We start from the raw sequence: 26,275 nt of genomic DNA on the forward strand, positions 1-26,275 counted from the left end.
TGCCACAACGTCAGCTTTGTAGGACAGGGAAATAACCGCAGCGGTTAGGAGGCAGAGATGATTACCGCCATTCGTGAGGTGCGCAGAGCGAAGAACCTGACCCTTGAGGAGGTCGCGCGCCGCTGCGTCCCGCCGACGACCGCACAGACGATCGGCCGGCTCGAAACCGGCACGCGCACCGTCTCGGTCGCCTGGCTCAACCGCATCGCCGCCGCGCTGGGGGTCGCGCCCGCCGATCTCGTCACCCTCCCCGACCGCGCGACGCTGCCCGTCGCCGCGACGCTCGATGCCGAGGGCGCGCACGCCCCGCGCCAGCCGCTCACCCTCGTCCCGCCGCAGCCCGCCCCCGGCGGCGTCGCGATCAGCGTCACCGGCGGCATCGGCGATTATCGCGCCGGCGACGCGATCTGGTGCGAGCTGCGCGCGCCCGACCGGTTCGACCAGGCGCTCAACCGCGACGTCCTCGTCCCGCTGCCCGCCGGCCGCTTCCTCTTCGCCCGCCTCATCGGCCGCGACGGCGACGCGCTGCTCCTCCTGCCCCTAACCCCCAACGCACGCCCCACCTCGGTCACATCACCGGCATGGTTGGCGCAGGCCTCCCGCCTGATCCGCACGCTATAGCGTTCACGCGAACCAAATCGTCGGGGCCAGCGACCCGCTTTAGCTGCACCGCAACATCTGCTACAGGCGCACGCATGCTCAACCTCAACGGCATCACCGTGCGCCTCGGCGGCCGCACGATCCTCGACGGCGCGACCGCGGCGCTGCCGCCCGGCGGGCGGATCGGGCTGATCGGCCGCAACGGCGCCGGCAAGTCGACGCTCGTCCGCGTCATCGCCGGCATGCTGGAACCCGACGACGGCTCGGCCGACATGCCCAAGGGCGCCCGCCTCGGCTATATCGCGCAGGAAGCGCCCTCGGGCACCGCGACGCCGTTCGAGACGGTGCTCGCCGCAGATACCGAGCGCGCCGCGCTGATGATCGAATCGGAGACGAGCGAGGACCCCGACCGGCTCGGCGACGTCTACGAGCGCCTCATCGCGATCGATGCTTATACCGCGCCGATGCGCGCCGCGCAGATCCTCCTCGGCCTCGGCTTCGACGAGGAGATGCAGCAGCGTCCGCTCGACAGTTTCTCGGGCGGCTGGAAGATGCGCGTCGCCCTCGCCGCCCTCCTTTTCTCGCAGCCCGATCTGCTGCTGCTCGACGAGCCCTCCAACCACCTCGATCTCGAAGCGGTGATGTGGCTCGAGGATTTCCTCGTCGGCTACAAGGCGACGATCGTCGTCGTCAGCCACGAGCGCGACTTCCTCAACAACGTCGTGGACAACATCCTCCACCTGCAGAACGGCAAGATCACGCTTTACGCCGGCGGCTACGACAGTTTCGAGCGTCAGCGCGCCGAGCGGATGGCGCAGCTCGCCGCCGCCAAGGCCAATCAGGACGCGCAGCGCGCCAAGCTGCAGGATTACGTCGCGCGCAACTCGGCGCGCGCCTCGACCGCCAAACAGGCGCAGAGCCGGCAGAAGATGCTCGCCAAGATGCAGCCGATCGCCGAGCTCGCCAACGATCCGTCGCTGTCGTTCGACTTCCCCGATCCCAGCGAATTGCGCCCGCCGCTCATCACGCTCGACATGGCGAGCGTCGGCTATGCCGAAACGCCGATCCTCAAGCGGCTCAACATGCGGCTCGATCCCGACGACCGCGTCGCGCTGCTGGGGCGCAACGGCAACGGCAAGACCACGCTCGCCCGCCTGCTCGCCGCGCAATTGACGCCGATGGACGGCGACATGAATGCGAGCGGCAAGATGAAGGTCGGCTATTTCACCCAATATCAGGTGGAAGAGCTCGATGCCGACGACACGCCGCTCGAACATATGACCCGCATCATGCGCGGCGCCAGCCCCGCCGCGGTGCGTGCGCAGCTCGGCCGGTTCGGCTTCTCCGGCGACAAGGCGGTCGGCAAGGTCGGCAAGATGTCGGGCGGCGAGAAGGCGCGGCTCGCGCTGGCGCTGATCACCCGCGACGCGCCGCATCTGCTCATCCTCGACGAGCCGACCAACCATCTGGACGTCGATGCGCGCGAAGCTTTGGTGCAGGCGCTCAACGCCTATACCGGCGCCGTCGTGCTGGTCAGCCACGATCGGCACATGCTGGAGATGACCGCCGACCGGCTCGTCCTGGTCGACAACGGCACCGCGCGCGAGTTCGACGGCACGCTCGACGATTATATCGCCTTCGTGCTCGCGGGCGACAAACAGCCCGAGCAGAAGGGCAAATCGGGTACGAAGAAGGAAAAGGGCAAGCCGCTCGACCGCGACGCCGACAAGGCGCGCCGCAAGGCGATCCGCGATCGCGAGGCGGAGATCGCCAAGCTCACCACCGATCGCAACGCGATCGACCGCGCGATGTTCGATCCGAAGACGGCGGAACCGCGCTACGCCAAATTGGCAATGGGCGAGTTGATGAAGCGCCGGGCGGACGTACAGGCGCAGATCGAGACAGCGGAAGCGGCATGGCTGGAAGCGACCGAGGCACTGGAGACGGCTTAGGGAACGCGTGCTCCGTTAAATCACGAGACGGATCGACGATCACGGCCGCATCGGCTGCGCGAAGGCGCGGAGGTGTAAAGCGTGCATCCTATCCTCCCGTCACCCCGGCCTTGCGCCGGGGTCCCGCTTCTTTTTCTCTCCCGGCGGGAAGCGGGATGCCGGATCAAGTGCGGCATGACGGATCCAGTCATAACGGCGCGTTCGTGACATCGTCGCCACCGCACGCTACCTGTAAATTCCAATCGCGCCGCCGCCCGCCACCAGCGCAATGCAACATAGCGGTTGCACATAAATCTTTCCAATCATAAGCAACTTCACGGTTGCATCAGGCGCAACCGAAAGGTTGCCGATGTCCTCCCCCACGCCGATGCCGAAGCCGGTGCAGGCCGCCCGCCTGTTCGCGGCGCTATCGGATCCGACGCGGCTGTCGCTGCTCATCATCCTGCGTAGCGGCCCCGGCCGCTCGATCGCGCGCCTGTCTGCCAATGCCGGCATGACGCGCCAGGCGGTCACCAAACATCTGCGCGTGCTCGAAGACGCTGGCCTCGTCAGCGCCGAACGGCTCGGCCGTGAGACGCATTACAGGAGCAAGCCCGGTGCGCTCGACGCCGCGCGTCGTACGCTCGACGCCATCGCCGGCGATTGGGCGGCGCTCCGTCCCCCGCCCGCCGCAAACTGACGATACCGGACAAGAAAAGGCGCGGGAGTTGCCCCCCGCGCCGCCCTCATGTCCTGAAACGGGGTTCAGCCCTCGGCGTCGGCCTCGTCCGCGGCACCCGCCGCCGGCCGCTCGAACCACGCCTCGATCTCGCCCGACAGCTTCAGCGTCAGCGGCCGGCCGTGGCGATCGACCTTCTTGCCCAGCGCGACGCGGATCCAGCCGGCGGGGCGGTCATATTCCTCGACGTCGCGGCGCTCGACGCCCTTGAAGCGGATGCCGATGCCGCGCTCCAGCGCGGCCTGGTCGAAATAGGGGCTCGACGGATCGGTCGACAGGCGATCGGGGGGCGTATCGGTCATGTCGCCGCGCTTAGCGGCATCGCCCCGGCCCCGCTACGAAAAAGCGGCGCGGACAGGATGTCCGCGCCGCCTCCCCGACGAACCGCTGCAAGCCTTAATAGCCGTAGCCATATCCGTAACGCGGGCCGTAATCGTAATACCGCTCGCGGACGACCACGCGCGGCGGCGGGGGCGGCGGCGCATAATATTCGTCGCGATAGACCACCCGCGGCGGCGGCGGCGGTGCATCGTAATAATAGCCGCGGTCGTAATAACGATCGCGGTTGTTGCCGGCGACCGCCGCACCGATGCCGAGCCCGACGATGCCGCCGAGCAACGCACCCGCCGCAACGCTGCCGCCGTTGCCGCGGTGATAATGGCGATAGCCACCCCAACGCTGCGCATCCGCCGGCGCGGCCGCCGTCAGCGCGGTCGCGGCGAGCGCGATCCCCAGACCTGCCTTCTTCAACATCGCATTCATCACGTCGAACCTCCTCTAACACGACGCTCGGAGTATCTGGTCCAAACGCACAGAGCGGCGAGCGTGTTGCATATCGTTTAGGCGAGTCGGGCTGAACCGAGGCGGAATGCCCCGTTCATCCGCGGTTTAGGCGGCGTGCCCAGCGAAGGTGCGGCCGCGGCTCAGTTCACCCAGCCGCCGTCGATGACATGCACCGCGCCGGTGGTGAACGCCGCCTCGTCGCTTGCTAGATACAGCGCCAGCGCCGCCACCTCGTCCGCTTGGCCCAGCCGCCCCATCGGCTGACGCGCGACGAACGCCGCCTGCGCCGCGGCATAATCGCCGGTGTCGTGCAGCCGCTGCTGCAACGACGGCGTGTCGACCGTGCCGGGGCAGATCGCGTTGCAGCGGATGCCCTGGCCGACGAAGTCGGCGGCGACCGCCTTGGTCAGGCCGATCACGCCCGCCTTGGTGGTGCCGTAGGCGAACCGGTTGGGGATGCCCTTCACCGAACTGGCGATCGAGGATACGTTGACGATCGCGCCGCCGCCGCCCGCCAGCATCGCCGGCAGGAAGGCGCGGACGGTGCGATACATCGCGGTCATGTTGATCGCGATCGCCTGCGCCCATTCCTCCTCGCTGCAATCGAGGATGGTGCCGGCGTGGACGATGCCGGCGACGTTGGCGAGCACGTCGATCCGCCCGATCTCCGCCGCCAGCGCCGCCACCGCCGCGCCGTCGGTGACGTCGAGCGCGCGCGTCTCGCACCCCGGGACGTCGGCGAGCGCGTCGCGGTCGCGGTCGGTGGCGATCACCCGCGCGCCTTCGGCGGCGAACCGCTCCGCCGTCGCGCGGCCGATGCCCCGCGCCGCTGCGGTGACCAGCGCCACCTTGCCGTCCAATCGTGTCGTCATACTGCCGTCCTGCGTTGGGCGATCGGCAGGCACGCCGGGCCGATCGGGTCGAAAGCCTTGTAGGTGAGAATGAATTCGCGGTGGCCCAGCTCTTCGGAGACGCTGCGCTGGCCGCCCGCGACGGCGAGCACCGCATCGACGATCTCGGCACCGACCTCGTCCAGCGTCGCCGCGCCTTCGAGGATGCGGCCGGCATTGATGTCCATGTCGGCGGCGAGGCGACGCGCGGTCTCGGGATTGGCACACACCTTGATCACCGGTGCGATCGCCGATCCCACCACCGATCCGCGTCCGGTGGTGAAGATCGTCAGATGGCAGCCGGAGGCGATCATCTCGACGATCTCGGCATTGTCCGAGATATTGGGGAAGCCGAATCGCGGCTCGCCGTCGGGCACCACGTCGAGCAGGTAGAGCCCGCCCGCCGGCGGCACGTCGCCGGGCTTGATGATGCCGCTGATCGGCGAGGAGCCCGATTTGGAATAGGCCCCCATCGATTTCTCTTCCTGCGTCGTCAGCCCGCCCTCGGCATTGCCGGGGGCGAAGCTGCCGAAGCCCATGATGGTATAATAACGTTCGGCCTTGGCGACGCTGGCGATCAGCTCCTCGCCCAGTTCGGGGGTGATCGCGCGATCGGCCATGATCCCCTCGCAGCCGACGAGTTCGCCCGTCTCCTCGAAGATGCAGGTCGCGCCGGCCCCGACCAGCGTGTCGAAGGCGCGGCCCACGGCGGGGTTGGCGGTGATGCCGCTGGTGCCGTCCGAGCCGCCGCAGATCGTGCCGACGACGAGTTCGTCGATCCCCATCGCCACGCGCTCCACGCCCGCGATCTCGGCCTGCACCCGCGCCACCGCGGCGAGGCCGGCGGCAATCGTCGCCGCGGTGCCGCCCGTCTGCTGGATGACGAGCAGCTCGGCCGGGCGGCCGCTCGCCGCGACCAGCGCCTGCAACCGCTCGCGATCGAAGCTCTCGCAGCCGAGCGAGACGATCACCAGCCCGCCGACGTTGGGGTGCGTCGCCACCGCCTCCATCACCTTGGCGGCATAGGCATTGGGATAGCAGCCGGGGAAGCCGATCAGATGGACGTCGGGATCGTCCGCCTTGTCGACGATCCGCCGCGCGACGTGATGCGCGCATTCGACCAGATAGGCGACCGCGACGGTGTTGCGGATGCCCTTGCGGCCGTCGGCGCGGGCGTAGCCGCGGATCATGCCCGCGCCTCCGTCACCGTCGCGCGCGTGTGGCTGGCGATATAGTCGCTCTTCATATTGTGCATATGGACCCAATCGCCGGTGTCGGCCGCCGCGGTCATCGACCCGATCGGCGCGCCATATTTGATGACCTTGTCGCCCAGCGCGAGGCGGCGGCGCGCGATCTTGTGGCCGACGGTGATCCCCTCGCGCGCCGGCACGGTGCCGCCGCCGATCGGCAGCACGTCGCCCGCCGCGATCGGCGCGACGCAGATCAGGACGTTGTCGTCGGGGTGAAGCAGGATCAACTGGTTGGTCACGGGCGACATCGGCTCCGGTTGCGGAAGGGGATCGAGCAGCGGCCAGGCGGCATCGGGCACCGGCGTCGCGATCCGCGCCACCATCGCCGCGACCTGATCCGCGCCGACCAGCCCGGCGACGACGCAGGCGACCGCCGGGTGACGCAGCGGGAAATGCAACGCCGCGGCCGGCAGCGCCACCCCTGCCCGCGCACAGGCGGCGGCGAGCGCCCGCGTCCGCGCGACGATCGCCGCATCGGGCGCCGCATAATCGTAATGCAGCCGCTGCGGATCGGCCTCGGCCGGATCGGCGGCGAGGATGCCGCTATTGTACGGCCCGCCGACGATCACCCGCACGCCGCGCTCCGCGCAGCGATCGAGCAGCGCCGCCGCGCTCCGGTCGAGCAACGTATAGCGTCCGGCGAGCAGGATGACGTCGAGGTCGACGCGGTCGAGCAATTCGTCGCACACCGCGATCTCGTTGACGCCGATGCCGATTCCCCCGACCGCGCCGGCCCGCTTCAGCGCCACCATCGCCGCATGCCCGCCATCGAGGAAGGCGGCGAGATGGCGGGGATGATCGTCGCCATGCGTCATCCGGCCGAGATCGTGCGCGAACAACAGGTCGACGCGCTCGCGGCGCAGCCGCGCCAGGCTCGCCGCGAACGACGCGCGGATCCCGTCCGCGCCGTAATCGAACGCGGGCTCGAACGGATCGGCATCGACGAAGCCGTGCCGGCTGCCCTGCGCCGCGGTCGGCACCAGCAGCCGCCCGACCTTGGTCGAGACCAGCGCCCGCCCCGCCGGATCGTGCACGGCCAGCGCCGCCCCCAGCCGCCGCTCGGCGAGGCCGAAGCCGTAATGCGGCGCGGTGTCGAAATAACCGATGCCAGCAGCGAGCGCCGCGGCGACGGTCGCCATCGCCTCGTCGTCGCCGACCGCGCGATACAGATTGCCGATCGCCGCGGTCCCCATGCCGAAGCGCGGCAGCAGCGGCGCGCTCACGCCGTCACCGCCGTCACCGCCGTGTCGCGATGCAGCCGCGCGAACAGCGCGACGCCGACGAAACAGGCGGCGGGCACCAGCATCGCGAAGCGGATCGACCCCAGGTCGGAGACGAACCCCATCGCCGCGGTCAGCACCGCGCCGCCGATGATCGCCATCACCAGCAGCGACGCGCCCGGCTTGGTCAGCGGCCCCAGCCCGCGCAGCGTCAGCACGAAGATCGTCGGATACATGATCGACATCAGCGCGCTTGACAGCACCAGCGCGGCGACGCCGGCCGGCCCGCCGACGAACGCGGCGACCGCGCACAGCAGCGCATCGATCGCCGCGAAGATCAGCATCAGCCGCGCGCCCGAGATGCGCGCCATCAGCGCCGCGCCGACGAACCGGCCGGCCATGAACAACGCCAGCGACAGCGTCAGCAGCCACGCCGCGCGCTGCGTCCCGAACGACGGCAGCTCGACCGCGACGTAGCGGATGAGGAAGCTCCATACCCCGACCTGCGCGCCGACGTAGAGGAACTGCGTGCCCACCCCGGCGAGATAGCGCGGCGACGCGAGCAATTTGCCATAGGCGCCGGGGGTGCGCGCGTCCGGTTCGCTCGGCCGCGTCGCGACCGCGGGAAAGCGCGTGACGACGATCACCGCCGCCCAGGCGAAGACGAGCAAGGCGATGACGAGATACGGCAACCGCACCGCCGAGGCCGCGGCGACGTCGCCCGCGCGCTCGTCGGCGAGGATGAAGGTCGCGCCGAGCGTCACGCCGGCGATCGAGCCAAGGGGATTGAACGCCTGCGCGAGGTTGAGCCGCCGCTCGGCGGTGGCGGCGCTGCCGAGCGCGGCGACCATCGGATTGGCCGCGGTCTCGAGGAAGGCGAGGCCGCTGGCGATGACGAACAGCGCGAGCAGGAAGAAGCCGTAGCTCAGCATCAGCGACGCCGGCCAGAACAGCAATGCGCCGATGCCGAACAGCACCAGCCCCTGCACCACCGCGGTCTTGTAGCCGAACCGCTGCATCACGATCGCGCCGGGAATCGCGAAGCAGAAATAGCCGAGGTAGAAGGCCGATTGGACGAGGCCCGATTGCAGGTCGCTCAGCGTGAACACCGCACGGAAATGCGCGATGAGGATGTCGTTGAGATTGTTGGCCATGCCCCACAGGAAGAACAGGCCGATGGTTAGCAGCAACGCGCCGCGACCGGCGGGCGTTGCGCCATCATCGTCCTGTACGGCGACGCTCGGGTTCATTATGCCTCTCCCACGCTCTCTCCACGAACGGTCGCGGTTCGCGGGATTTGGCCGTGAGTCTATGCCCTCCGGCCGCGATATGAAATGTAAAAATCACTTTCATCTGCGGATTTTCCTTGCCACGATCGACGCTTAGGTGACGGGAGTGACGAGGACGATGACCAAACCGTTTCCATGTTTACCCCGTCACCCCGGACTTGTTCCGAAGTCCACTCTGCGGCGAGGAGAACGGCGTGAGGCGCGGGCATCCTCCCGAGGAACGGTGGCCCCGGAACGGGTCGAGACCTCGAAAAAACACCTCATCCACCCCGGCGAAGGCCGGGGCCCAGTCGGTAAGGCCGTCGCAAGTCATTACAAACCTTCGCCCAACTGGACCCCGGCTTCCGCCGGGCTACAAGCTTGGCGCGTCACGGACCGATTTCCGCAGCGGTCTCGAACAAGTCCGGGGTAACGGACGGATGGGGAAACGGCGGCAAGCGTCGACGTAAGAACAACGACCGGGGGAGGACAGATGACGACCAAAGCGCGCTACCAGGCGCCGGCACTCACCAAGGGGCTAGAGATCCTCGAACTGCTCGCCGCGTCGAGCGTGCCGCTGACCATGTCCGATGTCTCGACCGCGCTCGGCCGCTCGGTCAGCGAGATCTTCCGCATGCTGCAGGTGCTCGAGGCGCATCGCTACATCGCCCGCGGCGACGACGGCTATCGGCTCACCAACCGGTTGTTCGCGCTCAGCATGGGCCAGCCGCCGGTGCGCGATCTCGTCTCCACCGCGCTGCCGGTGATGCGCACGCTCGCCCGCGAGACGGGGCAGAGCTGCCACCTCGTCGTCGTCTCGGGTGCGGAGATCGTGGTGATCGCCGGGGTCGAGGCGCCGGGCCTGTCGGGGTTCGCGGTGCGCGTCGGCTATCGCCGGCCGCTGCATCGCTCCGCCTCCGGCCGTATCCTGCTCGCCTTCCAGCCCGAGGATACGCGCGCGGCGATGCTCGACGAGGTGCGCGCGACCGGCGACACGATCGACGACGCCGCGCTCGCCGGCCAGCTCGCCGCGATCCTCGCCGAAGGCTGCGGCACGACGCCGAGCCCGCTGCTCAACGGCATCACCGACCTGTCCGTCCCGATCCTTTCGTTCGGCGCCGCCCGCGCCGCGCTCACCGTGCCGTTCGTCGACGGCCCCGGCAGCCTGGTGCCGATCGCCGCGACGCAGGACGTGCTGCGCGCCGCCGCCGCCGCGATCGCCGAGGCGCTCGACCCGGCGCTCGGCGATCTCTCCGGCAAGGGCGAGGCGACATGATCCGCCGGACGACGGCGACCGCCCTCGCGCTGGCGGCGCTGCTGCTCGCCGGCGGCGCGCAGGCGCGCGACTATCCCAGCGACGCGCCAGCGCGCGACTATCCCAGCGACGCGCCGGCGCGCGATTATCCCAGCGACGCGCCAGCGCGCGACTATCAGAGCGCGCCGCCGCGGCGCACCGCGGTGGAGAAGGATTGGGGTCCGTGGCTCGGCCCCTATCGCGCACGGCTGGTGCCGGTGCTGATGGAGGATTTCGGCGAACGCTATCTGTATGCGCCCGCCAACGCCGCCTTGCCGCCGCCGCGGCCGGGCGAGCAACGCGTCGTCTTCCTCGGCGATTCGATCACCGACCGCTGGGATCTCGCCGCCGGCTTTCCCGGCGCGCCCTACGTCAATCGCGGCATCGGCGGGCAGGTGACGGCGCAATTGCTGCTGCGCTTCCTGCCCGACGTCGTCGCCTTGCGACCCGCGGCCGTGGTGATCCTCGCCGGCGTCAACGACGTGCAGGGGGTTCTGCAACGCGAAACCCCCGAGCAGATCGAGGATCATTGGCAGGCGATGGCCGACATCGCCGACCGCCACGGTATCGCATTGGTGTTCGGCGCGTTGCTGCCGGTCAACGATTACACCCCCGCCGCGCGCGACGTCGTGCGCGAGCGCAAGCCCGCCGAACTCCACGCGCTCAACCGGTGGCTGCGCGGCTTCTGCGAACGGCGCGGCTATGCCTTCGCCGATTACGAAACCGCGCTCGCCGACGACAGGGGCCTGATGCGCCGCGACTATACCGTCGACGGCATCCACCCGCTCGCCGCCGGTTACGCCCGCATGGCGCCGGTCGCCCACGCCGCAATCGAGGCCGCGCTGGCCAGCAAGACGAAGAGGACCCCCTGATGCGCTATCCCAAGCTTCTCGCCGCCGGCTTGTGCCTGACGGCATCCGCCGTATCGGCGCAGACCAACGTGCCCGGCGATCCCTATGCCGGCGACCCCGTCGGCATCGTCGCCGATCCCTGCCCCGCCCACCCCAAACCCGCCGACGGACAGGCATGGCAGATGTGGAAGCTCCACATGCTGACGCGCGACCACGGCCAGCTCTGCCGCTATCGCGCGCAGAATGCCGCGCTCACCGAACCGGCGCGCGTCGTCTTCATGGGCGATTCGATCACCGACAATTGGATCGGCGCCGATCCGTCGCTGTTCACGCACGGGCTGGTCGATCGCGGCATCGGCGGCCAGACCACGCCGCAGATGCTGCTGCGCTTCCGCCAGGACGTGATCGCGCTGCGCCCCGAGGCGGTGCACATCATGGCCGGCACCAACGACATCGCCGGCAACACCGGCGCCGCGACGGTCGAGACGGTACAGGGCAATATCGAGACGATGGCGGAGCTGGCGCACGCGCACGGCATCAAGGTGATCCTCGCCTCGATCCCGCCCGCCGCCGCCTTTCCGTGGAGCCCGGAGATGCGCCCGGCGCCGCAGATCCTCGCCTTCAACCGCTGGCTGCGCGGCTATGCCGGGGCGCATGGCTATACCTATGTCGACTATCACGCCGCGCTGACCACGGCGGAGGGCGGCATGAAGCCCGGCCTCGCCAGCGACGGCGTCCATCCGACCCCGGCGGGCTATGCGATCATGCGTCCGCTCGCGCTCGCCGCAGTCGCCAAGACGCTGGGTGGCGGTCGATGAGCGTCGATCGCCGCGGCTTCCTTGCCGGCAGCGCCGCACTCGGCCTCGCCCAGGCGACACCTGCCATAGCCGCCGCCGCGCCGCCGCACGCGGCGCTGCGCCCGGTCAAGGTCGCCCCGCCGCAACGCTTCACCGCCGACTGGCAATCGCTCGCCGCCGGCTATTCCGCGCCCGACTGGTTCCGCGACGCCAAGTTCGGCATCTGGGCGCATTGGGCGGCGCCTTCGGTCCCCGGCATCGGCGACGATTGGTATGCGCGCAACATGTACCTTCAGGGTCACCCGACCTACGACCATCACCTGAAGCATTACGGCCACCCCGCCGACACCGGTTTCATGCAGATCCAGAACCAGTGGCGCGCGGAACATTGGGACCCGGCCGAGCTGCTCGACCTCTACAAGGGTGCGGGCGCACGCTATTTCATGGCGCTCGCCAACCATCACGACAATCTCGACTGTTTCGCCTCGACGCATCAGCCGTGGAATTCCACACGCGTCGGCCCGAAGAAGGACATCGTCGGCATCTGGGCCGGACTGGCGCGCGAGCGCGGGCTGCGCTTCGCCGTCTCCAACCACAGCGCCCACGCCTGGCATTGGAACCAGATCGCCTACGGCTACGATCCCGTCGGCCCGCGCCGCGGCCAGCGCTACGACGCCGCGACGTTGACCCGCGCGCAGGGCCGCGGCGCATGGTGGGACGGGCTCGACCCGCAACAGCTTTATACCGGTCCGTCGATGGCGATGCCCGACGGCATCGGCTCGCTCGCCGAAGCCGGCGCGTGGCATGCCGCCACCGACGGATTGTGGAACGAGGGCGTGCCCCCCGATCCCGACTATGTCCGCCGCTGGACTTTGCGCTGCCGCGAGCTGATCGACAGATACGAACCCGACATGCTCTATTTCGACAATCACGATCTGCCGCTGCAACAGGCCGGGCTCGACATCGCGGCCTATTTCTACAACCGCAACATGGCGCGCCACGGCGGCCGGCTGGAGGGCGTCGTCACCGCCAAGGAAACGCCGCCGCAGCGCCGCATGGGCCTGGTCGACGTCGTCGAGCGCGGGCAGAAGAGCTTCATCGACCCCTATCCGTGGCAGACCGAGACCTGCCTCGGCAATTGGTTCTACGGCGCGCAATATGAGCGCGAGAACCTCTACAAGACGCCCGCCAAGGTGCTGCACACGCTGTGCGACGTCGTGTCGAAGAACGGCAACATGATGCTGAGCGTGCCGATCAAGGGCGACGGCACGATCGACGCGCGCGAACGCCAGATCGTCGGCGAGATCGGTGCGTGGATGCGGATCAACGGCGCGGCGATCTATGCCACCCGCCCGTGGCGCATCCATGGCGAGGGGCCGGGCGGCGCCGGCGCGGGCAGCTTCTCGGAGGGCGGCCGCGACACCGGCTATACCGCGCGCGACATCCGCTACGTCACCCGCGGCAAGGCGCTGCACGCGCTGGTGCTCGGCTGGCCTGCCGACGGCGTCGCGCGGCTGACCCTGCTCGGCCGCGACAATCCGGTCGGTCGCGGCGAGGTGCGCCGCGTGTCGCTGCCCGGCAGCAGCGCGCCGCTGCCCTTCACCCGCACCGGCGATGCACTGGAGGTGCGGCTGCCCGCCGCCGCGCACCACGCCATCGGGCTCGCGCTGATCGTCGAGGGGCCCGGGCTGGTCGACTGAGCCCGCCTATTGCGCTGCAGCACGGATCGGTCTAGGCGCCCGGCATTCGCCTGGACCCGGTGCAATTCCGGGTGGCTATTCCGGCCGCCGATCCGCCGGACAACGCAACCGCTCCCGAACATTGACGCGTCGCCGCCGGCGGCGCCGGAGCGGTCATGCGGATTTTCACGTCATGACCAGTCTTTCCCTATCCCGTTACCGCGCCGAATGGATTTCCACCGCCGCCGGCGCGCGGCGCGACGTGCTCGCCGGCATGGTCGGCACCTTCGCGCTGATCCCGGAGGTCATCGCCTTCTCCTTCGTCGCCGGCATCGATCCCGAAGTCGGCCTATTCGCCTCCTTCGTCATCGGCATCGTCATCGCGATCGCCGGCGGCCGCCCGGCGATGATCTCGGGTGCCGCCGGCTCGGTCGCGCTCGTCGCCGCCGCGCTCGTCCACGCGCACGGCCTGCAATATCTCCTCGCCGCGACCCTCCTCGCCGGCCTGCTCCAGGTCGCATTCGGGCTACTCAAGCTCGACGTGCTCATGCGCTTCGTCTCGCGCTCGGTGCGCACCGGTTTCGTCAACGCGCTGGCGATCCTGATCTTCTCGGCGCAGCTGCCGCAGATGATCGGTGTCGACTGGCACACCTATGCTATGATCGGCCTCGGTCTTGCGATCATCTATCTGGCGCCACGCGTGACCAATATCATCCCCTCGCCGCTGATCTGCATCGTCGCGCTCACCGCGGTCAGCATCGCGCTGCCGATGCCGCTGCGCACGATCGCAGACCTCGGCCGCCTGCCTGCGTCGTTGCCGCAGTTCGGCTGGCCGTCGGTACCACTCGAATGGCAGACGCTGACGATCCTCGCGCCTTATGCGCTGGCGATGGCCGCGGTCGGGCTGCTCGAATCGATGATGACCGCCAGCGTTGTCGACGACCTGACCGAGACGACCAGTTCCAAGGCGCGTGAATGCAGCGGGCTCGGCCTCGCCAATATCGCCGCCGGCCTGTTCGGCGGCATCGCCGGCTGCGGCATGGTTGGCCAGACCGTCGGCAACGTCCGTTATGGCGGCCGCGGCCGGCTGTCGACGCTGGTCGCCGGCGTGTTCCTGCTCGTCGTCATGGTGCCGCTGCGCCCCTGGGTCGCGCAGGTGCCGGTGGCGGCGTTGGTCGCGATCATGATCATGGTGTCGATCAGCACCTTCTCCTGGGGATCGTTGCGCGATCTCGTCCGTCATCCCAAGACGTCGGGCGCGGTGATGCTCGCCACCGTCGCGGTGACGGTGACGACGCACGATCTGTCGGCGGGGGTGGCGGTCGGCGTGCTGCTGAGCGGCGTGTTCTTCGCCTTCAAGGTCACCCGGCTGATGGAGGTGACGGTCAGCTACGATGCAGAGACGGATACGCGCGACTATCGCGTCGCGGGGCAGATCTTCTTCGCCAGCGCCGAGATCTTCGCGGATCGGTTCGATCTTGCCGATACCGCCCGGCATGTCCGTATCGACCTGACGCAGGCGCATCTGTGGGACGTGACCGCGGTCGGCGCGCTGGAAGAGGTGGTGACCAGGATGCGCCGCCACGGCATCGCGGTGGAGGTGGTCGGCCTCAACGCCGCGAGCGCGGTGCTGGTCGACCGGCACGCGCAGACGATGCGCGTGCCGGCGGCCTGACCTCCCGCCGTTATGCGGCGGTCGAGGTCTTGATATTGCCGTTGAGGCCGGCGGGGAAGAAGCCGCCGCTGCTCACCGCGCCGGCGTTCAGGTACGCGACGTTGAGCACGTCGCCCGCCGTCCGGCCGAACACGATGCCATTGCTGTCCGCGGGCACGATGTTGGACGCCGCACCGCCGTTGATCGTCGTCGGGCTGATTCCCTGATCGTCGTCGAAGCCGTTGTCGACGGTATCGCGCGCGTTGGAGATGAGGTCGGCGTTGGTGCGCAGCGCCGGCATCGCCAGTCCCTTGCGGTACAGCAACGTGCGGATCAGGCCCGAATGATAGGCCTCGACCGCTAGGATGCCGGCCGCCGCGTCCAGGATCACCTTGTTCGAGATCAGCGACGCCGATCCCTTATAGGCGGTGACTCCCACGTCGGACAGCAGCATGCCGCCGAGCAGCCAGTTCTCGTCCGAGGCGTAGGGATTGAACGTCCCTGTCGCGCCGACCACGCCGGCGGCACGCGCCGCGGCGGTGAACGCGCCATTGGCGCCGCCGTCGATGTTGATCGCCGGCATCGCTACCGCCGACGAACCGAGTTGCTGGCGCAGGAAGGTGACGTGGAGGTTCTCGTCCGCGGCGATCTCGCGGGCGTAAGCGGCCACCGTGGAGTCCTGGAACGGTACCTGCGCGCCGCCGGTCACCGAACCCTGCGTGCCGGTACCGGCCTGCAACGTCGTGTTGAGACCGCTGCCGAAGGCGGCGAACGTATAATAATTGGCCTCGAGATATTCGAGGTTCAGTGCGAAGTTGAGCACGTCGACATCGCCGGCCGGCAAACCGGCGGTGGGCGTCGGCGACGGCGTCGGCGTGACCGGCACCGACTTGTCGTCGTCGTTGTCGCAGGCGGCGAGCAGCGACGCACCGGCGGTCGCGGCAACGGCGGTGCCCGCCATTTTGATGAAGCGGCGGCGTTCGTTGCGCCGGCGCTCGGCGATGTCGAACACTTCGAGAAGCGTTTCACGATCGATCATAGGAAATCCCCTTTGAACCCGAGGCTCAGGCGTTGTTGGCGCTGCTGCGGATGGTGCCGTTGACACCGGACGGGAAGAACCCGCCGGCGGTGACCTGAGCCTTGTTCAGGTAGACGATGTTGAGGACCTGCCCGGTCGTCCGGCCGAAGGCGATGCCGTTGCCGTCGGTGGGCGCGATGTTCGAGGTCGGACCGGCGCCCGAGCTGACATAGGCGATGCCCTGGTCAAGGTCGCTGGTACCGTCGAGGCTGTCGCGTGCATTCGAGACCAGTTCGGTATCGCCGCGGATCGTCGAGGCCTTCAGCCCGACGTTGCCGCCGAGTTGATCGATCGTCGTGCGGATCATGCTGGCATGATAGGCTTCGGCAGCGAGGATGCCGGCTGCGGCATCGAGATAGGTCTTGTTGGTCAGCAGCGACGACGCGCCCTTATAAGCGGTGACGCCGACGTCCTCGAACAGGAATGCGCCATAAAGGAAGTTGAGGTCCGAGGCGTAGGGATCGAAGATGCCGCCGGCGGGAACGAGCGTTGCCGCCTGTGCCGCCACGCTGAACGCGCTGGTCGCCGACACGCCGATGTCGATCGCCGGCTGGGCGACCGCGGCCGTTCCCAATGCGGTGCGCAGGAAATTGACGTGGGCGAGTTCGTCCTCGGCGATCTCGCGTGCCATCTCCGCGAGCAGCGAATCCTGGAATGTTACCTGCTTACCGCCGACTGCGGCGACCGGCGTACCGACGCCGGTGATCGACGTCGCCGGGATGCCGCGACCATAGACGGCATAATAATAGAAGTTCGCCTCGAGATATTCGAGGTTCAACGCAAAGTTGAGAATGTCCGCATCGGTCAGGGTTTGCGCCTGCGCCGGACTGCTTACCAAAAAGGCGCCGGCCCCGACGGCCGCCGCCCCTACTGCCGCCTTGAAAAAGGCCCTTCGGTCCTTGCGCTGTTCGGCATGCGCCGCAAGCGCGTCGATCGGACTGACATCGTGACTCACGCTGAGAACTCCCCTTTGTGTTGAGAACAGCAACATTCGGACCACGGTTCCGTTCCAGCATTATCGTCGCCGACTCCAAATCATCTGAGCGTCTAGACTTCAATCAATATGACTTCGGCCGTTGTTTGGTCGTCAAGGTGACACCAGACGATTATGTCTATCTCGGACTATATTGCAGTATCGACGATTGTGCGGCGCAGCGAAACTCGAGCAGAGTGTCCGTCACGAAACTGAAATTGGTATTACTTTGGCGTGTAACCTTCTCCTCCTAGCGGCGGGGCGAACGGCACAAAGCCGAGGGGGAATATACATGCTTCGCACTTCGCGCCTGATTGGCGCCACGCTGCCGCTTACGCTCGCGGCACTGCTCGCCGCGCCGACCGCAGGCGCGCAGACCCGGTCGACAGGCACGACCGACGCGGCAGCCGCCGACGCGGCAGCCGGCGATGCGGCAACAGATAACGCGGAGCAGGATCGCGACATCGTCGTCACCGGCAGCTATGCGCGCAGCATCGCCGCCGCCACCGAAGCCAAGCGCAAGGCCGCTTACGGCCTCGATTCGATCGCCTCGACCGACATCGGCAAATTCCCCGCGCAGAACGTCGCCGAGGCGTTGCAGGTGGTGCCCGGCGTCGCGATCACCCGGCCGCGCGGCGAAGGGCTGTACGTCAGCGTCCGCGGCCTCGGCCCGCAATTCCAGAACACGTTGGTCAACGGCCGCACCGTCGCGCTCAACGACCTGATCGAGAACGGCGGCGCCAACGGCCGCCAGTTCCGCTTCGAGATGCTGCCTGCCGAATTCGTGTCGAGCATCGACGTGATCAAGACGCCGACGCCGGACATGAACGAGGGCGCGCTCGGCGGCAATATCGACGTCAAGACCTTCCACCCGCTCGACATCGGCACGCGCACGACGCTCAACTCGCGCTACACCTTCACCGCGCAGACGCACCACGTCGAGCCCAATGCCACGCTGCTGACCAGCTATCGCAGCCCGGACGAGACGTTCGGCATCCTCGCCGGCGCGCAATATTGGGGAAAGCAGGTCCGCAACGACCGCTTCATCAACTTCGGCTGGAACCTCGACAAATTCACCAAGCCTGAGGCCGGCGCCCTACCCTTGGGCCTGTACACGCCGACGCGGACGCGCCCGACCGTCGAGACCGAGGACCGCAAGCGCCTTTCGGGCATCGTCTCGGCGCAATGGCAGCCGACGCCCGCGCTGCGCACGACGCTCGACGTGATCGCGACCCGGCTCGACGTCGCCTATGACGAATTCGGCATCGACATCTATCCCGACGATCCCGGCACCTCGGTGGTCGCGGGGTCGCAGAAGGTTGTCGGCAACACCGTCGTCGGTGCGACGATCAACAACGCGCGCTTCATGGCGTCGCGCGAATACAGCCTCAACCGCCACGACCTGCTGACCATCGCGCTGCGCCAGAGCTTCGACCAGGATCGCTGGCACGCCTCGGCCGACGGCAGCTGGTCGAGCGCGCACAGTTATCACCCGAGCAATGCCGAGGGTACGGTGCGCAGCCGCGCGCAGTTCATCGCGCCGCTGACCTATGACGCGTCGGGCGGCTACAAGGTGCTGCCGACGCTCACCACCACCCGCGACCTGTCCAATCCGGCGAATTACACGGTATCGCAGTTCAACATCGCGCCGAAGGACAGCAAGGATTGGGACGCCTACGGCCGCGCCGACCTCGGCTATGACGTCGGCGACGGCCTGCTGCGCAAGATCGCGGCGGGCGGCGAATATCACTGGCGCAAGCGCGACTATCGGCGCCGCGACTTCCTCGTCAACACGGTGACGGGCCAGCCGCTGTCGGTGCTCGGCTCGGGCGCGTATCAGCAACTGCCCTATGACGACTTCCTCGCCGGCGTCACCGGCAACAGCCCGCGCACCTGGCTCGTGCCCGTCACCAAGGCCTATTATGACGCGCTGTTCACCCCGGCGATCGCCAATGCCGCGCTCACCCCGGCGGACCAGCGCTCGTCGTTCGTCACCACCGAAAAGATCGCCGCCGCCTATATTCGCGCCGATTACGGTGTGATGCTCGGCTCGGTCGAGGTGACCGGCAACATCGGCGCGCGCTACGTCCACACCGATCAGGTCGCGAGCGGCACGCTGACCACCGGGAGCACCCCGCAGGCTGTCAGCTATCCGAGGTCGTTCAACGATGTGCTGCCAAGCTTCAACCTGCGTGCCGAGCTGACGCCGCGACTCGTCGCCCGCCTCGCCGCAAGCCGCGTGCTGACCCGGCCCAACATCACCGACTCCGCACCGCGCATCACCGTCTCGACCGATGCGGCGACCGCGAGCGGCGGCAACCCGCAACTCAATCCCTTCCTCGCGACGCAGTTCGACGGTTCGCTCGAATGGTATTTCAACCGTCGCGGCGCGCTCACCGGCGCACTCTTTTACAAAAACCTCGACGACTACATCACGGCGCAGAACGTCAATATCGACATTCCCAACCGCGGCACCGTGCTGCTCAGCACCTCGGTCAACGGCGGCAAGGCGAAGGTCTACGGCTTCGAGGCCGCCTATAATCAGGTCTTCACCTTCCTGCCCAAGCCGCTCGACGGCCTCGGTTTCCAGGCGTCCTATACGCACACCTCGGTGGAGGCGAACTACACCGCCGGCAATCGCGTGCTGCGCAACGAGATGCTCGGCCTATCGAAGCAGAGCTACAATCTGGTCGGCTTCTACGATTACGGTCCGGTGTCCGCCCGCCTGTCCTACGTCTGGCGCGACAAATATCTGTCGGGCACCGGCAGCACCTCCCAGGCGCCGACCTTCACCGCGCCTTTCGGTTCGCTCGACGGCAATCTGTCGCTGCGCGTCACCCCGCAGCTCATGTTCAGCGTCGAAGGCATCAATCTCGCCGGTGCGCGCGCTTACACCTACAACGACGACACATTGCGCTTCGGCGAGATCAATTATTACGGCCGGACGATCCTGTTCGGCGCGCGGGCGGAGTTCTGATCGATGCGGCTTCGCTCCCTCGCCCTGCCGTTGCTGGCGCTCGCCGCATTCGGCAGCGCCGCCGAACGGCCGCCGCAGGCGATGAACGACATCCAGGTCATCGGCTCGCACAACAGCTTCAAGGCGCGCATCCCGGCGGCGGTGATGGCCCGGCTGCGCGCCGCCGATCCTAAGCTCGCCGAGGCGCTCGATTATTACCACCTGCCACTCGCCCGCCAGCTCGACGCGGGCGTACGCCAACTCGAGATCGACGTCTTCGCCGATCCCGAGGGCGGCCGCTATGCCGATCCCAAGGGCGAGGGCATCGCCCGCGCCGCGGGTGAGGCGACCGGCTTCGACCGGCCGGCGATGCTGCGCCCGGGCTTCAAGGTCTTCCACATACCCGACGTCGATTATCTCTCCACCTGCATGACGCTGCGCCGTTGCCTCGGCGAGATCGACGCATGGTCGCGCGCGCATCCGCGCCACCTGCCGATCATGATCACGATCAACGCAGCCGACACGCCGGGGAAGGACGCGCGGATCAGCCCGCCGCTGCCGCTCGACGATGCCCGCCTGCTCGACGCGCTGGACACCGAGATCCGCGCCGCATTGCCCGGCAAGCGCCTGATCACTCCCGACGAGGTGCGCGGTACGGCCGCCACGCTGCACGCGGCGGTCACCACCCGCGGCTGGCCGACGCTCGCCGCCGCGCGCGGCCGCGTCTATGTGCTGTTCGACGTGCGCGACGCGGTCTCCGCCGTCTATCGCGCCGGCCATCCCTCGCTCGCCGGCCGCGCGATGTTCGGCTGGTATCCCGACGACCAACCGGAAGCGGCGGTGGAGATCGTCCAGGACCCTGTGGCCGACGGCGCCGCGATCCGCCGATGGGTCGCGCAGGGCCTCATCGTCCGCACCCGCACCGACGCCAACACCGTCGAGGCGCGCGCGCACGACCTGCACAAGGCCGCCGCCGCTGCCGCGAGTGGCGCACAGGCGGTGAGCACCGATTATTACCCCGGCGCGCCCGATCCCGCCCATCTCGCCTTCCGCGTCACCCTGCCGGGCGGCGCGATGGCCCGGTGCAATCCGGTGCGGAGCGCCCCCTGCCGCCTCTCGCCCTGATCCGTTTGCGCGGCAGTCCGCGGTTCAAGCCTCGGTTCTGACACGGTTTTCTTTGCTCTAGGACGACTTGACCAAAGAACCGGCGGCGCCAATGATCGCGCTAACAAACGATCGAGAGGACCGCTTATGCCCCCGTCACGCCGCGAGCTGCTCGCCGGTGCCGTCGCCACCGCGGCGGTCGCCGCCGCCGCACCGCTCGCCGCCGCCGCGGCGCCCGACAGCCTGCAGGGCATCGCCGCGCGGCGCGGGCTGCGCTTCGGTACGGCGGTGCCCTGGCAGGCGGCCGGCCGTGACGGTGTGCCCGTCGCCGATCCCGCTTATGCGCGGCTGATCGCGGCGCAATGCGGGCTGATCGTCGCCGAGAACGAGATGAAGTGGCAGCATCTCCGCCCGACCCCGACAACCTTCGCCTTCGCGCATTTCGATGCGATCATGGCCTGGGCCGAACGCGAGCATCTCGCGGTGCGCGGCCACAATCTGCTGTGGCATCAGCCGAAATGGTTTCCACGCTGGCTCAACGATTATGATTTCGGCGCGCAGCCGCATGCCGCCGCCGAGGCGCTGCTGACCACCCACATCCGCACCGTCATCGACCGCTACGGCCGGCGCATCGCCAGTTACGACGTCGTCAACGAAGCGGTGCGGCCGGAGGACGGCGTGCTCTACGACACCAGTTTGTCGAAGGCGCTGGGCGGCGCCGAGGCGACGCTCGACCTCGCCTTCCACACCGCACGGGCGGCGGCGCCGCAGGCGCAGCTCGTCTACAACGATTATATGAGCTGGGAGCCGGGCAACGCCGCGCATCGCGCCGGCGTGCTGCGCCTGCTCGAAGGCTTCCGGCGGCGCGGCGTGCCGGTCGACGCGCTCGGCGTCCAGTCGCACCTCGTCACGCAGGGCATCGATGCCGGCGCCGACGCCGCGCGGCTCGAGAGCGACTGGCGGCACTTTCTCGATGCGGTGACCGCGATGGGCTATGGCCTGCTGATCACCGAACTCGACGTCCGCGACAACCATCTGCCCGCCGCGATCGCACCGCGCGACCGCGCGGTCGCGGACTTCACCCGCACCTATCTCGACATCACTTTGTCCTATCCCAAGCTGCGCGACGTGCTGTGCTGGGGCCTGAGCGACGCACACAGCTGGATCGAAGGCTTCGAACCGCGCCCCGACGGCGTCAAGCGCCGCCCGACCCCTTATGACGTCGCACTCCACCCCAAACCGATGCGCACCGCGATCGCCGCCGCACTCGCGGCGGCACCGGCGCGGTAGCGGGCGGCGCTAGCCCGCCACCTCGATCCCTTCGATCACCACCTGCGGGTCGACCAGCCAGAGGTGCAGCACGTGCCGTCCCGAACGCGCCACCGGCAGCGTCGCGCCGGCGACGCGGCGATTGTCGGCGACCGCCTTGCCCCAGCGCGCCTCGGTTTCGCCGGCGAGCAGGTTGACGATCACCGGCGCCCCCCGGTCGAGGGACAGCGCCACCCGGTGGCGGCCGGTGCCGCGCACGTCGAGCCCCGGCGCGGCGACCACGTCGAAGCGGCGGGCACCCGCCGGCAGGTCGATCGTATAGGCGAGCTGCGGCCCCGCGCCGCCCGGCCGCTCGATCGCCGGCGCGGTGACCGGCGTCGCGATCATCGCCGCGCCCTCCGCGGTAAATCCCGCCACCCGCTGCCAGCGCAGGCCGGCGCCGTCGATCGTCCGGCCGGCGTCGGCGGCGATGCGGCGCAGCGGTGGCGCGACCATCGCCGGCACCGGCAGTGGGGCCGCCACCGTCGCCAGCGCCGGCATCACGTCGGCATCGGGCTGCTGCCAGCCGGTATAGCCGATATGCGTCTGCGCCATCATCTTCGGCCATTTGCCGCCGGCGAGCCCCTCGTAGCGTCGACGCAGCGCGGCATCCTCGGCGAAATAGCCGCGCGCCGCGGCCGCCCAGCGTGCCGTCGCCGCCGCGTCGCCGGCGCGTGCCGCACTGCGGTTGGCGGCGACCGCCGCGTAGAGGCGGTGCAGGTTGGTCATCGCCTCGATCCGGTGCAGCACCAGTTCGTCATAAGCGTCGCGCCGCTCCGTCGGGATCGTCACGACCATTCGCCGCGCCCGTGCCGCCAGCGCGTTCCATTCGCCGAGTACGCGCGCCCAGCCGCCCGCGGTCGTGGCATAGGTGTCGGCGTCGATCAGCTCGGGCTTGCGACGGCTGGCGAGGCGCCCGTAATCGGCGATCAGCGCGCCGATCGCCGGCCCCTGCGCTGCGCCGAACTGCTGCGCCGCCCAGCGCGCCGGATAGGCCTGCATCGCCGCCTCGGTCATCCGATCCGGGTCCCACGCCATCGTCAGGAAGAAGCTGGTCGCATATTCCATAGGCTTGAGGTCGCCGACGTTGACGATCCACAGCCGGTCGGCGCCGAACCGGTGCGCCATCGCCATCTGCTGCCACACCCGCGGCACCGCATTGGTGTCGAGCCATTTGTAATTGCGCGGCCCGCCGACGTAATCGAAATGGTAATAGACACCGCCGCCGCCCGCGCGCCGTTCGCCGGGCGCCGGCAAGCGGCGGATGTTGCCCCAATTGTCGTCGGAAAACAGCAGAGTGACGTCGTCGGGAACGCGCATCCCCTGGTCGTAATAATCCTGCACTTCCTTGTAGAGCGCCCACACCTGCGGCGTGGCGGCGGCGGGCTTGCCGGTCACCTCGGCGATCGTGCGCCGCTGGTCGGTGATGATCCGCTGCAACAGGCCGATCGCGGTGCCCTGCGTCATCGGCTCGTCGCCGTCGCCGCGCATACCGATCGTCACCGGGTCCTCTGACACGCCGCGCCGGGCGATCCCCGCCCGCCAGAAGGCGCGCAGCCGGTCGGCGTTGCGGGTATAATCCCACGGACCGCCACCCTGCCGCTGCCATTCGATATTGGCGCGCTCCATCGGTTCGTGATGCGAGGTGCCGAGGATGACGCCCATCTCACGCGCGAGCGGCGCCGAGGCGGGATCGTCCTGCCACAGCGACTTGCCCCACATCGCCGGCCACAGGAAATTGGCCTTGGAGCGCAGCAGCAGCGTGAACAGTTTCTCATAGGCGAGATGGTTGACCCCGCCGAACCGGGCGCGCACCCAGCCGCCGAACGCCGGCTCCTCGTCGTTGATGAAGATGCCGCGATATTTCACCACCGGATGGTCGGCGACGCGGCCAGCGGTGAGGTAGAGCGTCGAATGCCTCTGCGTGGGCACGTCGGCCCACCAGGTCCACGGGCTGACCCCCGCTTTGGCGCTGATGTCGTAAAGGCCGAAGATCGTGCCGCGCCGATCGGCGCCGACGATCATCAGTGCGCGATCGACACCCGGCAGCGGCCGCTCGACCACCTGTTCGACATAGCCCTCCCATTGCCCGGCGAGACCACCGACGTCGATCTTGCCGGCGCGGATCAGCGCTTCGATCAGCGGACTGCCGAGCGTTCCCGCGATCACCGTTGTGCCCGCGTCCGCCTTGTCCACCAGCCTCACGGTGCCCCCACCGACCGCGACGAGATCGCCGACCAGGTCGCTGGCCGCGCGCCGCACCCCGGCATCCTCGGCGGCGTCGACGGCGATCAGCGTCGCCCGCCCCGGCGCGAGCAGCGCGACCGCGCCCGGCGCCGCGCGCGTGCACGCCGCCACCGGCCCCGCACATTCCGGTGCCGTCGCGACGACCGCGGCCGGACTGGCCGCGACGAGCATCGCCATCATGATCCGGTGCAGCCGCATATCCTCTCCCGTCCGCCGGTTGTCGCGGTACCTGCTTCGGTGATAACGCTAACACGAAGCCTCGGACAAGAGGATGGACGATCAGGAGCGGCGAATGACGAAACGGTGGCGCTTTGGCACGATGGCGATCGTGCTGGCGGGTTTGGCGGCCGGCGGATCGTCGCAGCCGCTCCGTTCGACGGCGCCGGCGCGTGCGTTGCCCTCGCCACGCTGGGTTCCGGCCTGGGGATCGGCGCAGATGCTCGCCACCGCCGCAGATGCCGAGCGGATCGCCGCGCTCGGCCCGGTGACGCTCCGGCAGATCGTCCATCTCTCCGCCGGCGGCGCGACGCTCCGCGTCCGTCTATCCAACGTAATGAGCGACACGCCGCTGCGCATCGGCGCGGCGCGGCTGGGGCGGGGCGTGCCGGGCCAGCCGCAGGTCACCGGCAACGTCGCGCTCACCTTCGCGGGCGCTACCGCGATTACTATTCCGGCCGGTGCGGAAGTCTATTCGGACCCACTGCCGCTGGCGACGCATGCTGGTGACGATCTCGCGATCAGCCTGTTCCTGCCCAAGCCGGCGACGCGTCATACCGGCCACCCCGGCGCGCGCGCGACGACCTTCCTCGTGCGCGACGACCAGAGCACGGCGGCGACGCTGATCGCGCCCGAACGGATCGGCGGCTGGTGGGATCTCTCAGATATCGAGGTCGCCGGCGGCGGCACGCAGGGCGCGATCGTCGCGATCGGCGATTCGATCACCGACGGCCGCGGCGTCCGCGACGACGGCAACGCGCGCTGGACCGACGTCTTCGCCCGCCGTCTCGCGGCGAACCGGGGCACGGCGGAGCTCTCGGTGGTCAATGCCGGGATCGGCGGCAACCGCATCCTACTCGACGGCAACGGCCCAAGCCTGATGGCGCGCTTCGACCGCGACGTCGTCGCGCGGCCGAACGTCCGCTATGCCATCGTGCTGGAGGGGGTGAACGACCTCGGCGTCCTCACCCGCGACGCCCCCGCAGACGACGCGACACACCGTGCCCTGATCGCCACGATCACCGCCGGCTATCGCGATCTCGCCGCCCGCGCGCACGCCCACGGCATCCGGCTGATCGGCGCGACGATCACCCCGCTCGTCGGCAACGATTACTACCATGCCTCGCCGCAGACCGAAGCCACCCGGCAAGCGATCAACGCGATGATCCGCCGGTCGCACATCTTCGACGACGTCATCGACTTCGACGCGGCGATCCGTGATCCCGCGCATCCGGACCGGCTGTTGCCCGCCTATGATGGCGGCGATCACCTCCACCCCAACGAAGCAGGCTATCGCGCAATGGCAGACGCGATCCCGCTACGCCTGTTCGAAGCGAGCGATCTGCGGGTGCGTCGCCGGCATCGGTAACGACGCAGTCGACGCCAGGCACAAAAAAGCCTCCGCGGGTATTTCCTCGGAGGCGTTACAGATGAGTT

Annotated in this window: 21 protein-coding genes and 1 other annotated feature; of the genes, 12 read left to right on the forward strand and 9 right to left on the reverse strand. The window is 68.8% G+C overall.

What is annotated here, in order from left to right:
• The first annotated feature begins 57 nt into the window (after positions 1-57).
• The 3 genes from SFC76_RS13865 to SFC76_RS13875 all read left to right on the forward strand — a co-directional run bounded on the left by SFC76_RS13865 (position 58) and on the right by SFC76_RS13875 (position 3,231).
• Positions 58-621: a helix-turn-helix domain-containing protein gene (locus tag SFC76_RS13865; protein WP_322850016.1), complete on the forward strand. Its 564-nt coding sequence runs from the start codon at positions 58-60 to the stop codon at positions 619-621.
• A gap of 74 nt (positions 622-695) precedes the next feature.
• Positions 696-2,552, forward strand: coding sequence for an ABC-F family ATP-binding cassette domain-containing protein (locus tag SFC76_RS13870; RefSeq protein ID WP_322850017.1), 1,857 nt, complete (start codon positions 696-698; stop codon positions 2,550-2,552).
• Between the two features lie 349 nt (positions 2,553-2,901).
• Complete coding sequence (locus SFC76_RS13875; RefSeq protein WP_322850018.1) at positions 2,902-3,231, forward strand: metalloregulator ArsR/SmtB family transcription factor; 330 nt, start codon at positions 2,902-2,904, stop codon at positions 3,229-3,231.
• A gap of 65 nt (positions 3,232-3,296) precedes the next feature.
• On the opposite strand, the gene SFC76_RS13880 is transcribed toward SFC76_RS13875, so the two are convergent.
• The 6 genes from SFC76_RS13880 to fucP form a co-directional block, all read right to left on the reverse strand.
• Entirely contained in the window at positions 3,297-3,572 is a 276-nt protein-coding gene (locus SFC76_RS13880) for a DUF3297 family protein (protein WP_322850019.1), read from the reverse strand.
• Between the two features lie 94 nt (positions 3,573-3,666).
• A complete protein-coding gene (locus tag SFC76_RS13885) occupies positions 3,667-4,032 on the reverse strand; it encodes a hypothetical protein (protein ID WP_322850049.1) in 366 nt (121 codons plus the stop codon).
• A 161-nt stretch (positions 4,033-4,193) separates the two neighbouring features.
• The gene (locus SFC76_RS13890; protein WP_322850020.1) at positions 4,194-4,925 is read right to left on the reverse strand and encodes an SDR family oxidoreductase; all 732 of its coding nucleotides are present in this window, start codon (positions 4,923-4,925) and stop codon (positions 4,194-4,196) included.
• A complete protein-coding gene (locus tag SFC76_RS13895) occupies positions 4,922-6,133 on the reverse strand; it encodes a UxaA family hydrolase (protein ID WP_322850021.1) in 1,212 nt (403 codons plus the stop codon). The genes SFC76_RS13890 and SFC76_RS13895 overlap by 4 nt, the downstream gene beginning before the upstream one ends.
• Complete coding sequence (locus tag SFC76_RS13905) at positions 6,130-7,416, reverse strand: aldo/keto reductase (RefSeq protein ID WP_416222424.1); 1,287 nt, start codon at positions 7,414-7,416, stop codon at positions 6,130-6,132. Before SFC76_RS13905 ends, SFC76_RS13895 begins: the two co-directional genes overlap by 4 nt.
• Positions 7,413-8,663: an L-fucose:H+ symporter permease gene (fucP, locus tag SFC76_RS13910; protein ID WP_322850022.1), complete on the reverse strand. Its 1,251-nt coding sequence runs from the start codon at positions 8,661-8,663 to the stop codon at positions 7,413-7,415. The genes SFC76_RS13905 and fucP overlap by 4 nt, the downstream gene beginning before the upstream one ends.
• A gap of 511 nt (positions 8,664-9,174) precedes the next feature.
• Between fucP and SFC76_RS13915 the strand changes: the two genes are divergently transcribed.
• The 5 genes from SFC76_RS13915 to SFC76_RS13935 all read left to right on the forward strand — a co-directional run bounded on the left by SFC76_RS13915 (position 9,175) and on the right by SFC76_RS13935 (position 14,977).
• Complete coding sequence (locus tag SFC76_RS13915) at positions 9,175-9,957, forward strand: IclR family transcriptional regulator (protein WP_322850023.1); 783 nt, start codon at positions 9,175-9,177, stop codon at positions 9,955-9,957.
• Positions 9,954-10,847, forward strand: a complete 894-nt coding sequence (locus tag SFC76_RS13920) for a GDSL-type esterase/lipase family protein (protein WP_322850024.1) — start codon at positions 9,954-9,956, stop codon at positions 10,845-10,847. The genes SFC76_RS13915 and SFC76_RS13920 overlap by 4 nt, the downstream gene beginning before the upstream one ends.
• The gene (locus SFC76_RS13925) at positions 10,847-11,644 is read left to right on the forward strand and encodes an SGNH/GDSL hydrolase family protein (protein WP_322850025.1); all 798 of its coding nucleotides are present in this window, start codon (positions 10,847-10,849) and stop codon (positions 11,642-11,644) included. The genes SFC76_RS13920 and SFC76_RS13925 overlap by 1 nt, the downstream gene beginning before the upstream one ends.
• On the forward strand, positions 11,641-13,323 hold the full coding sequence (locus SFC76_RS13930) for an alpha-L-fucosidase (RefSeq protein ID WP_322850026.1): 1,683 nt from the start codon (positions 11,641-11,643) through the stop codon (positions 13,321-13,323). The genes SFC76_RS13925 and SFC76_RS13930 overlap by 4 nt, the downstream gene beginning before the upstream one ends.
• A 49-nt stretch (positions 13,324-13,372) precedes the next feature.
• Positions 13,373-13,428, forward strand: a sequence feature (sul1 is cis-regulatory element that is thought to sense ions involved in sulfur or methionine metabolism; They are found in Alphaproteobacteria).
• Positions 13,429-13,495: 67 nt separating this feature from the next.
• Positions 13,496-14,977: a SulP family inorganic anion transporter gene (locus SFC76_RS13935; protein ID WP_322850027.1), complete on the forward strand. Its 1,482-nt coding sequence runs from the start codon at positions 13,496-13,498 to the stop codon at positions 14,975-14,977.
• A gap of 10 nt (positions 14,978-14,987) precedes the next feature.
• Here SFC76_RS13935 and SFC76_RS13940 read toward each other — a convergent pair whose 3' ends face one another.
• On the reverse strand, positions 14,988-15,995 hold the full coding sequence (locus SFC76_RS13940; protein WP_322850028.1) for a ferritin-like domain-containing protein: 1,008 nt from the start codon (positions 15,993-15,995) through the stop codon (positions 14,988-14,990).
• 25 nt (positions 15,996-16,020) lie between these two features.
• Entirely contained in the window at positions 16,021-17,025 is a 1,005-nt protein-coding gene (locus tag SFC76_RS13945) for a ferritin-like domain-containing protein (protein ID WP_416222425.1), read from the reverse strand.
• A gap of 274 nt (positions 17,026-17,299) precedes the next feature.
• Between SFC76_RS13945 and SFC76_RS13950 the strand changes: the two genes are divergently transcribed.
• The 3 genes from SFC76_RS13950 to SFC76_RS13960 all read left to right on the forward strand — a co-directional run bounded on the left by SFC76_RS13950 (position 17,300) and on the right by SFC76_RS13960 (position 22,357).
• On the forward strand, positions 17,300-19,984 hold the full coding sequence (locus SFC76_RS13950) for a TonB-dependent receptor (RefSeq protein WP_322850030.1): 2,685 nt from the start codon (positions 17,300-17,302) through the stop codon (positions 19,982-19,984).
• Between the two features lie 3 nt (positions 19,985-19,987).
• Positions 19,988-21,088 (forward strand): Ca2+-dependent phosphoinositide-specific phospholipase C, encoded by a 1,101-nt coding sequence (locus tag SFC76_RS13955; RefSeq protein WP_322850031.1) that lies wholly within the window; start codon positions 19,988-19,990, stop codon positions 21,086-21,088.
• A 126-nt stretch (positions 21,089-21,214) separates the two neighbouring features.
• Positions 21,215-22,357, forward strand: coding sequence for an endo-1,4-beta-xylanase (locus SFC76_RS13960; RefSeq protein ID WP_322850032.1), 1,143 nt, complete (start codon positions 21,215-21,217; stop codon positions 22,355-22,357).
• Between the two features lie 9 nt (positions 22,358-22,366).
• On the opposite strand, the gene SFC76_RS13965 is transcribed toward SFC76_RS13960, so the two are convergent.
• On the reverse strand, positions 22,367-24,820 hold the full coding sequence (locus tag SFC76_RS13965) for a glycosyl hydrolase 115 family protein (protein ID WP_322850033.1): 2,454 nt from the start codon (positions 24,818-24,820) through the stop codon (positions 22,367-22,369).
• Between the two features lie 94 nt (positions 24,821-24,914).
• On the opposite strand from SFC76_RS13965, the gene SFC76_RS13970 reads away from it, so the two are divergent.
• The gene (locus SFC76_RS13970; RefSeq protein ID WP_322850034.1) at positions 24,915-26,207 is read left to right on the forward strand and encodes an SGNH/GDSL hydrolase family protein; all 1,293 of its coding nucleotides are present in this window, start codon (positions 24,915-24,917) and stop codon (positions 26,205-26,207) included.
• Positions 26,208-26,275: the final 68 nt, after the last annotated feature.

Origin of the sequence: Sphingomonas sp. CD22 (assembly GCF_034556155.1) — a bacterium.
Classification (GTDB): domain Bacteria; phylum Pseudomonadota; class Alphaproteobacteria; order Sphingomonadales; family Sphingomonadaceae; genus Sphingomonas.

What these genes read in the sequence shown, in the direction of transcription:
- SFC76_RS13865 (WP_322850016.1), top strand. Translation starts at nt 58, where the DNA reads ATGATTACCGCCATTCGTGAGGTGCGCAGAGCGAAGAACCTGACCCTT.
- SFC76_RS13870 (WP_322850017.1), top strand. Translation starts at nt 696, where the DNA reads ATGCTCAACCTCAACGGCATCACCGTGCGCCTCGGCGGCCGCACGATC.
- SFC76_RS13875 (WP_322850018.1), top strand. Translation starts at nt 2,902, where the DNA reads ATGTCCTCCCCCACGCCGATGCCGAAGCCGGTGCAGGCCGCCCGCCTG.
- SFC76_RS13880 (WP_322850019.1), bottom strand. Translation starts at nt 3,572, where the DNA reads ATGACCGATACGCCCCCCGATCGCCTGTCGACCGATCCGTCGAGCCCC.
- SFC76_RS13885 (WP_322850049.1), bottom strand. Translation starts at nt 4,032, where the DNA reads ATGAATGCGATGTTGAAGAAGGCAGGTCTGGGGATCGCGCTCGCCGCG.
- SFC76_RS13890 (WP_322850020.1), bottom strand. Translation starts at nt 4,925, where the DNA reads ATGACGACACGATTGGACGGCAAGGTGGCGCTGGTCACCGCAGCGGCG.
- SFC76_RS13895 (WP_322850021.1), bottom strand. Translation starts at nt 6,133, where the DNA reads ATGATCCGCGGCTACGCCCGCGCCGACGGCCGCAAGGGCATCCGCAAC.
- fucP (WP_322850022.1), bottom strand. Translation starts at nt 8,663, where the DNA reads ATGAACCCGAGCGTCGCCGTACAGGACGATGATGGCGCAACGCCCGCC.
- SFC76_RS13915 (WP_322850023.1), top strand. Translation starts at nt 9,175, where the DNA reads ATGACGACCAAAGCGCGCTACCAGGCGCCGGCACTCACCAAGGGGCTA.
- SFC76_RS13920 (WP_322850024.1), top strand. Translation starts at nt 9,954, where the DNA reads ATGATCCGCCGGACGACGGCGACCGCCCTCGCGCTGGCGGCGCTGCTG.
- SFC76_RS13925 (WP_322850025.1), top strand. Translation starts at nt 10,847, where the DNA reads ATGCGCTATCCCAAGCTTCTCGCCGCCGGCTTGTGCCTGACGGCATCC.
- SFC76_RS13930 (WP_322850026.1), top strand. Translation starts at nt 11,641, where the DNA reads ATGAGCGTCGATCGCCGCGGCTTCCTTGCCGGCAGCGCCGCACTCGGC.
- SFC76_RS13935 (WP_322850027.1), top strand. Translation starts at nt 13,496, where the DNA reads ATGACCAGTCTTTCCCTATCCCGTTACCGCGCCGAATGGATTTCCACC.
- SFC76_RS13940 (WP_322850028.1), bottom strand. Translation starts at nt 15,995, where the DNA reads ATGATCGATCGTGAAACGCTTCTCGAAGTGTTCGACATCGCCGAGCGC.
- SFC76_RS13945 (WP_416222425.1), bottom strand. Translation starts at nt 17,025, where the DNA reads ATGTTGCTGTTCTCAACACAAAGGGGAGTTCTCAGCGTGAGTCACGAT.
- SFC76_RS13950 (WP_322850030.1), top strand. Translation starts at nt 17,300, where the DNA reads ATGCTTCGCACTTCGCGCCTGATTGGCGCCACGCTGCCGCTTACGCTC.
- SFC76_RS13955 (WP_322850031.1), top strand. Translation starts at nt 19,988, where the DNA reads ATGCGGCTTCGCTCCCTCGCCCTGCCGTTGCTGGCGCTCGCCGCATTC.
- SFC76_RS13960 (WP_322850032.1), top strand. Translation starts at nt 21,215, where the DNA reads ATGCCCCCGTCACGCCGCGAGCTGCTCGCCGGTGCCGTCGCCACCGCG.
- SFC76_RS13965 (WP_322850033.1), bottom strand. Translation starts at nt 24,820, where the DNA reads ATGCGGCTGCACCGGATCATGATGGCGATGCTCGTCGCGGCCAGTCCG.
- SFC76_RS13970 (WP_322850034.1), top strand. Translation starts at nt 24,915, where the DNA reads ATGACGAAACGGTGGCGCTTTGGCACGATGGCGATCGTGCTGGCGGGT.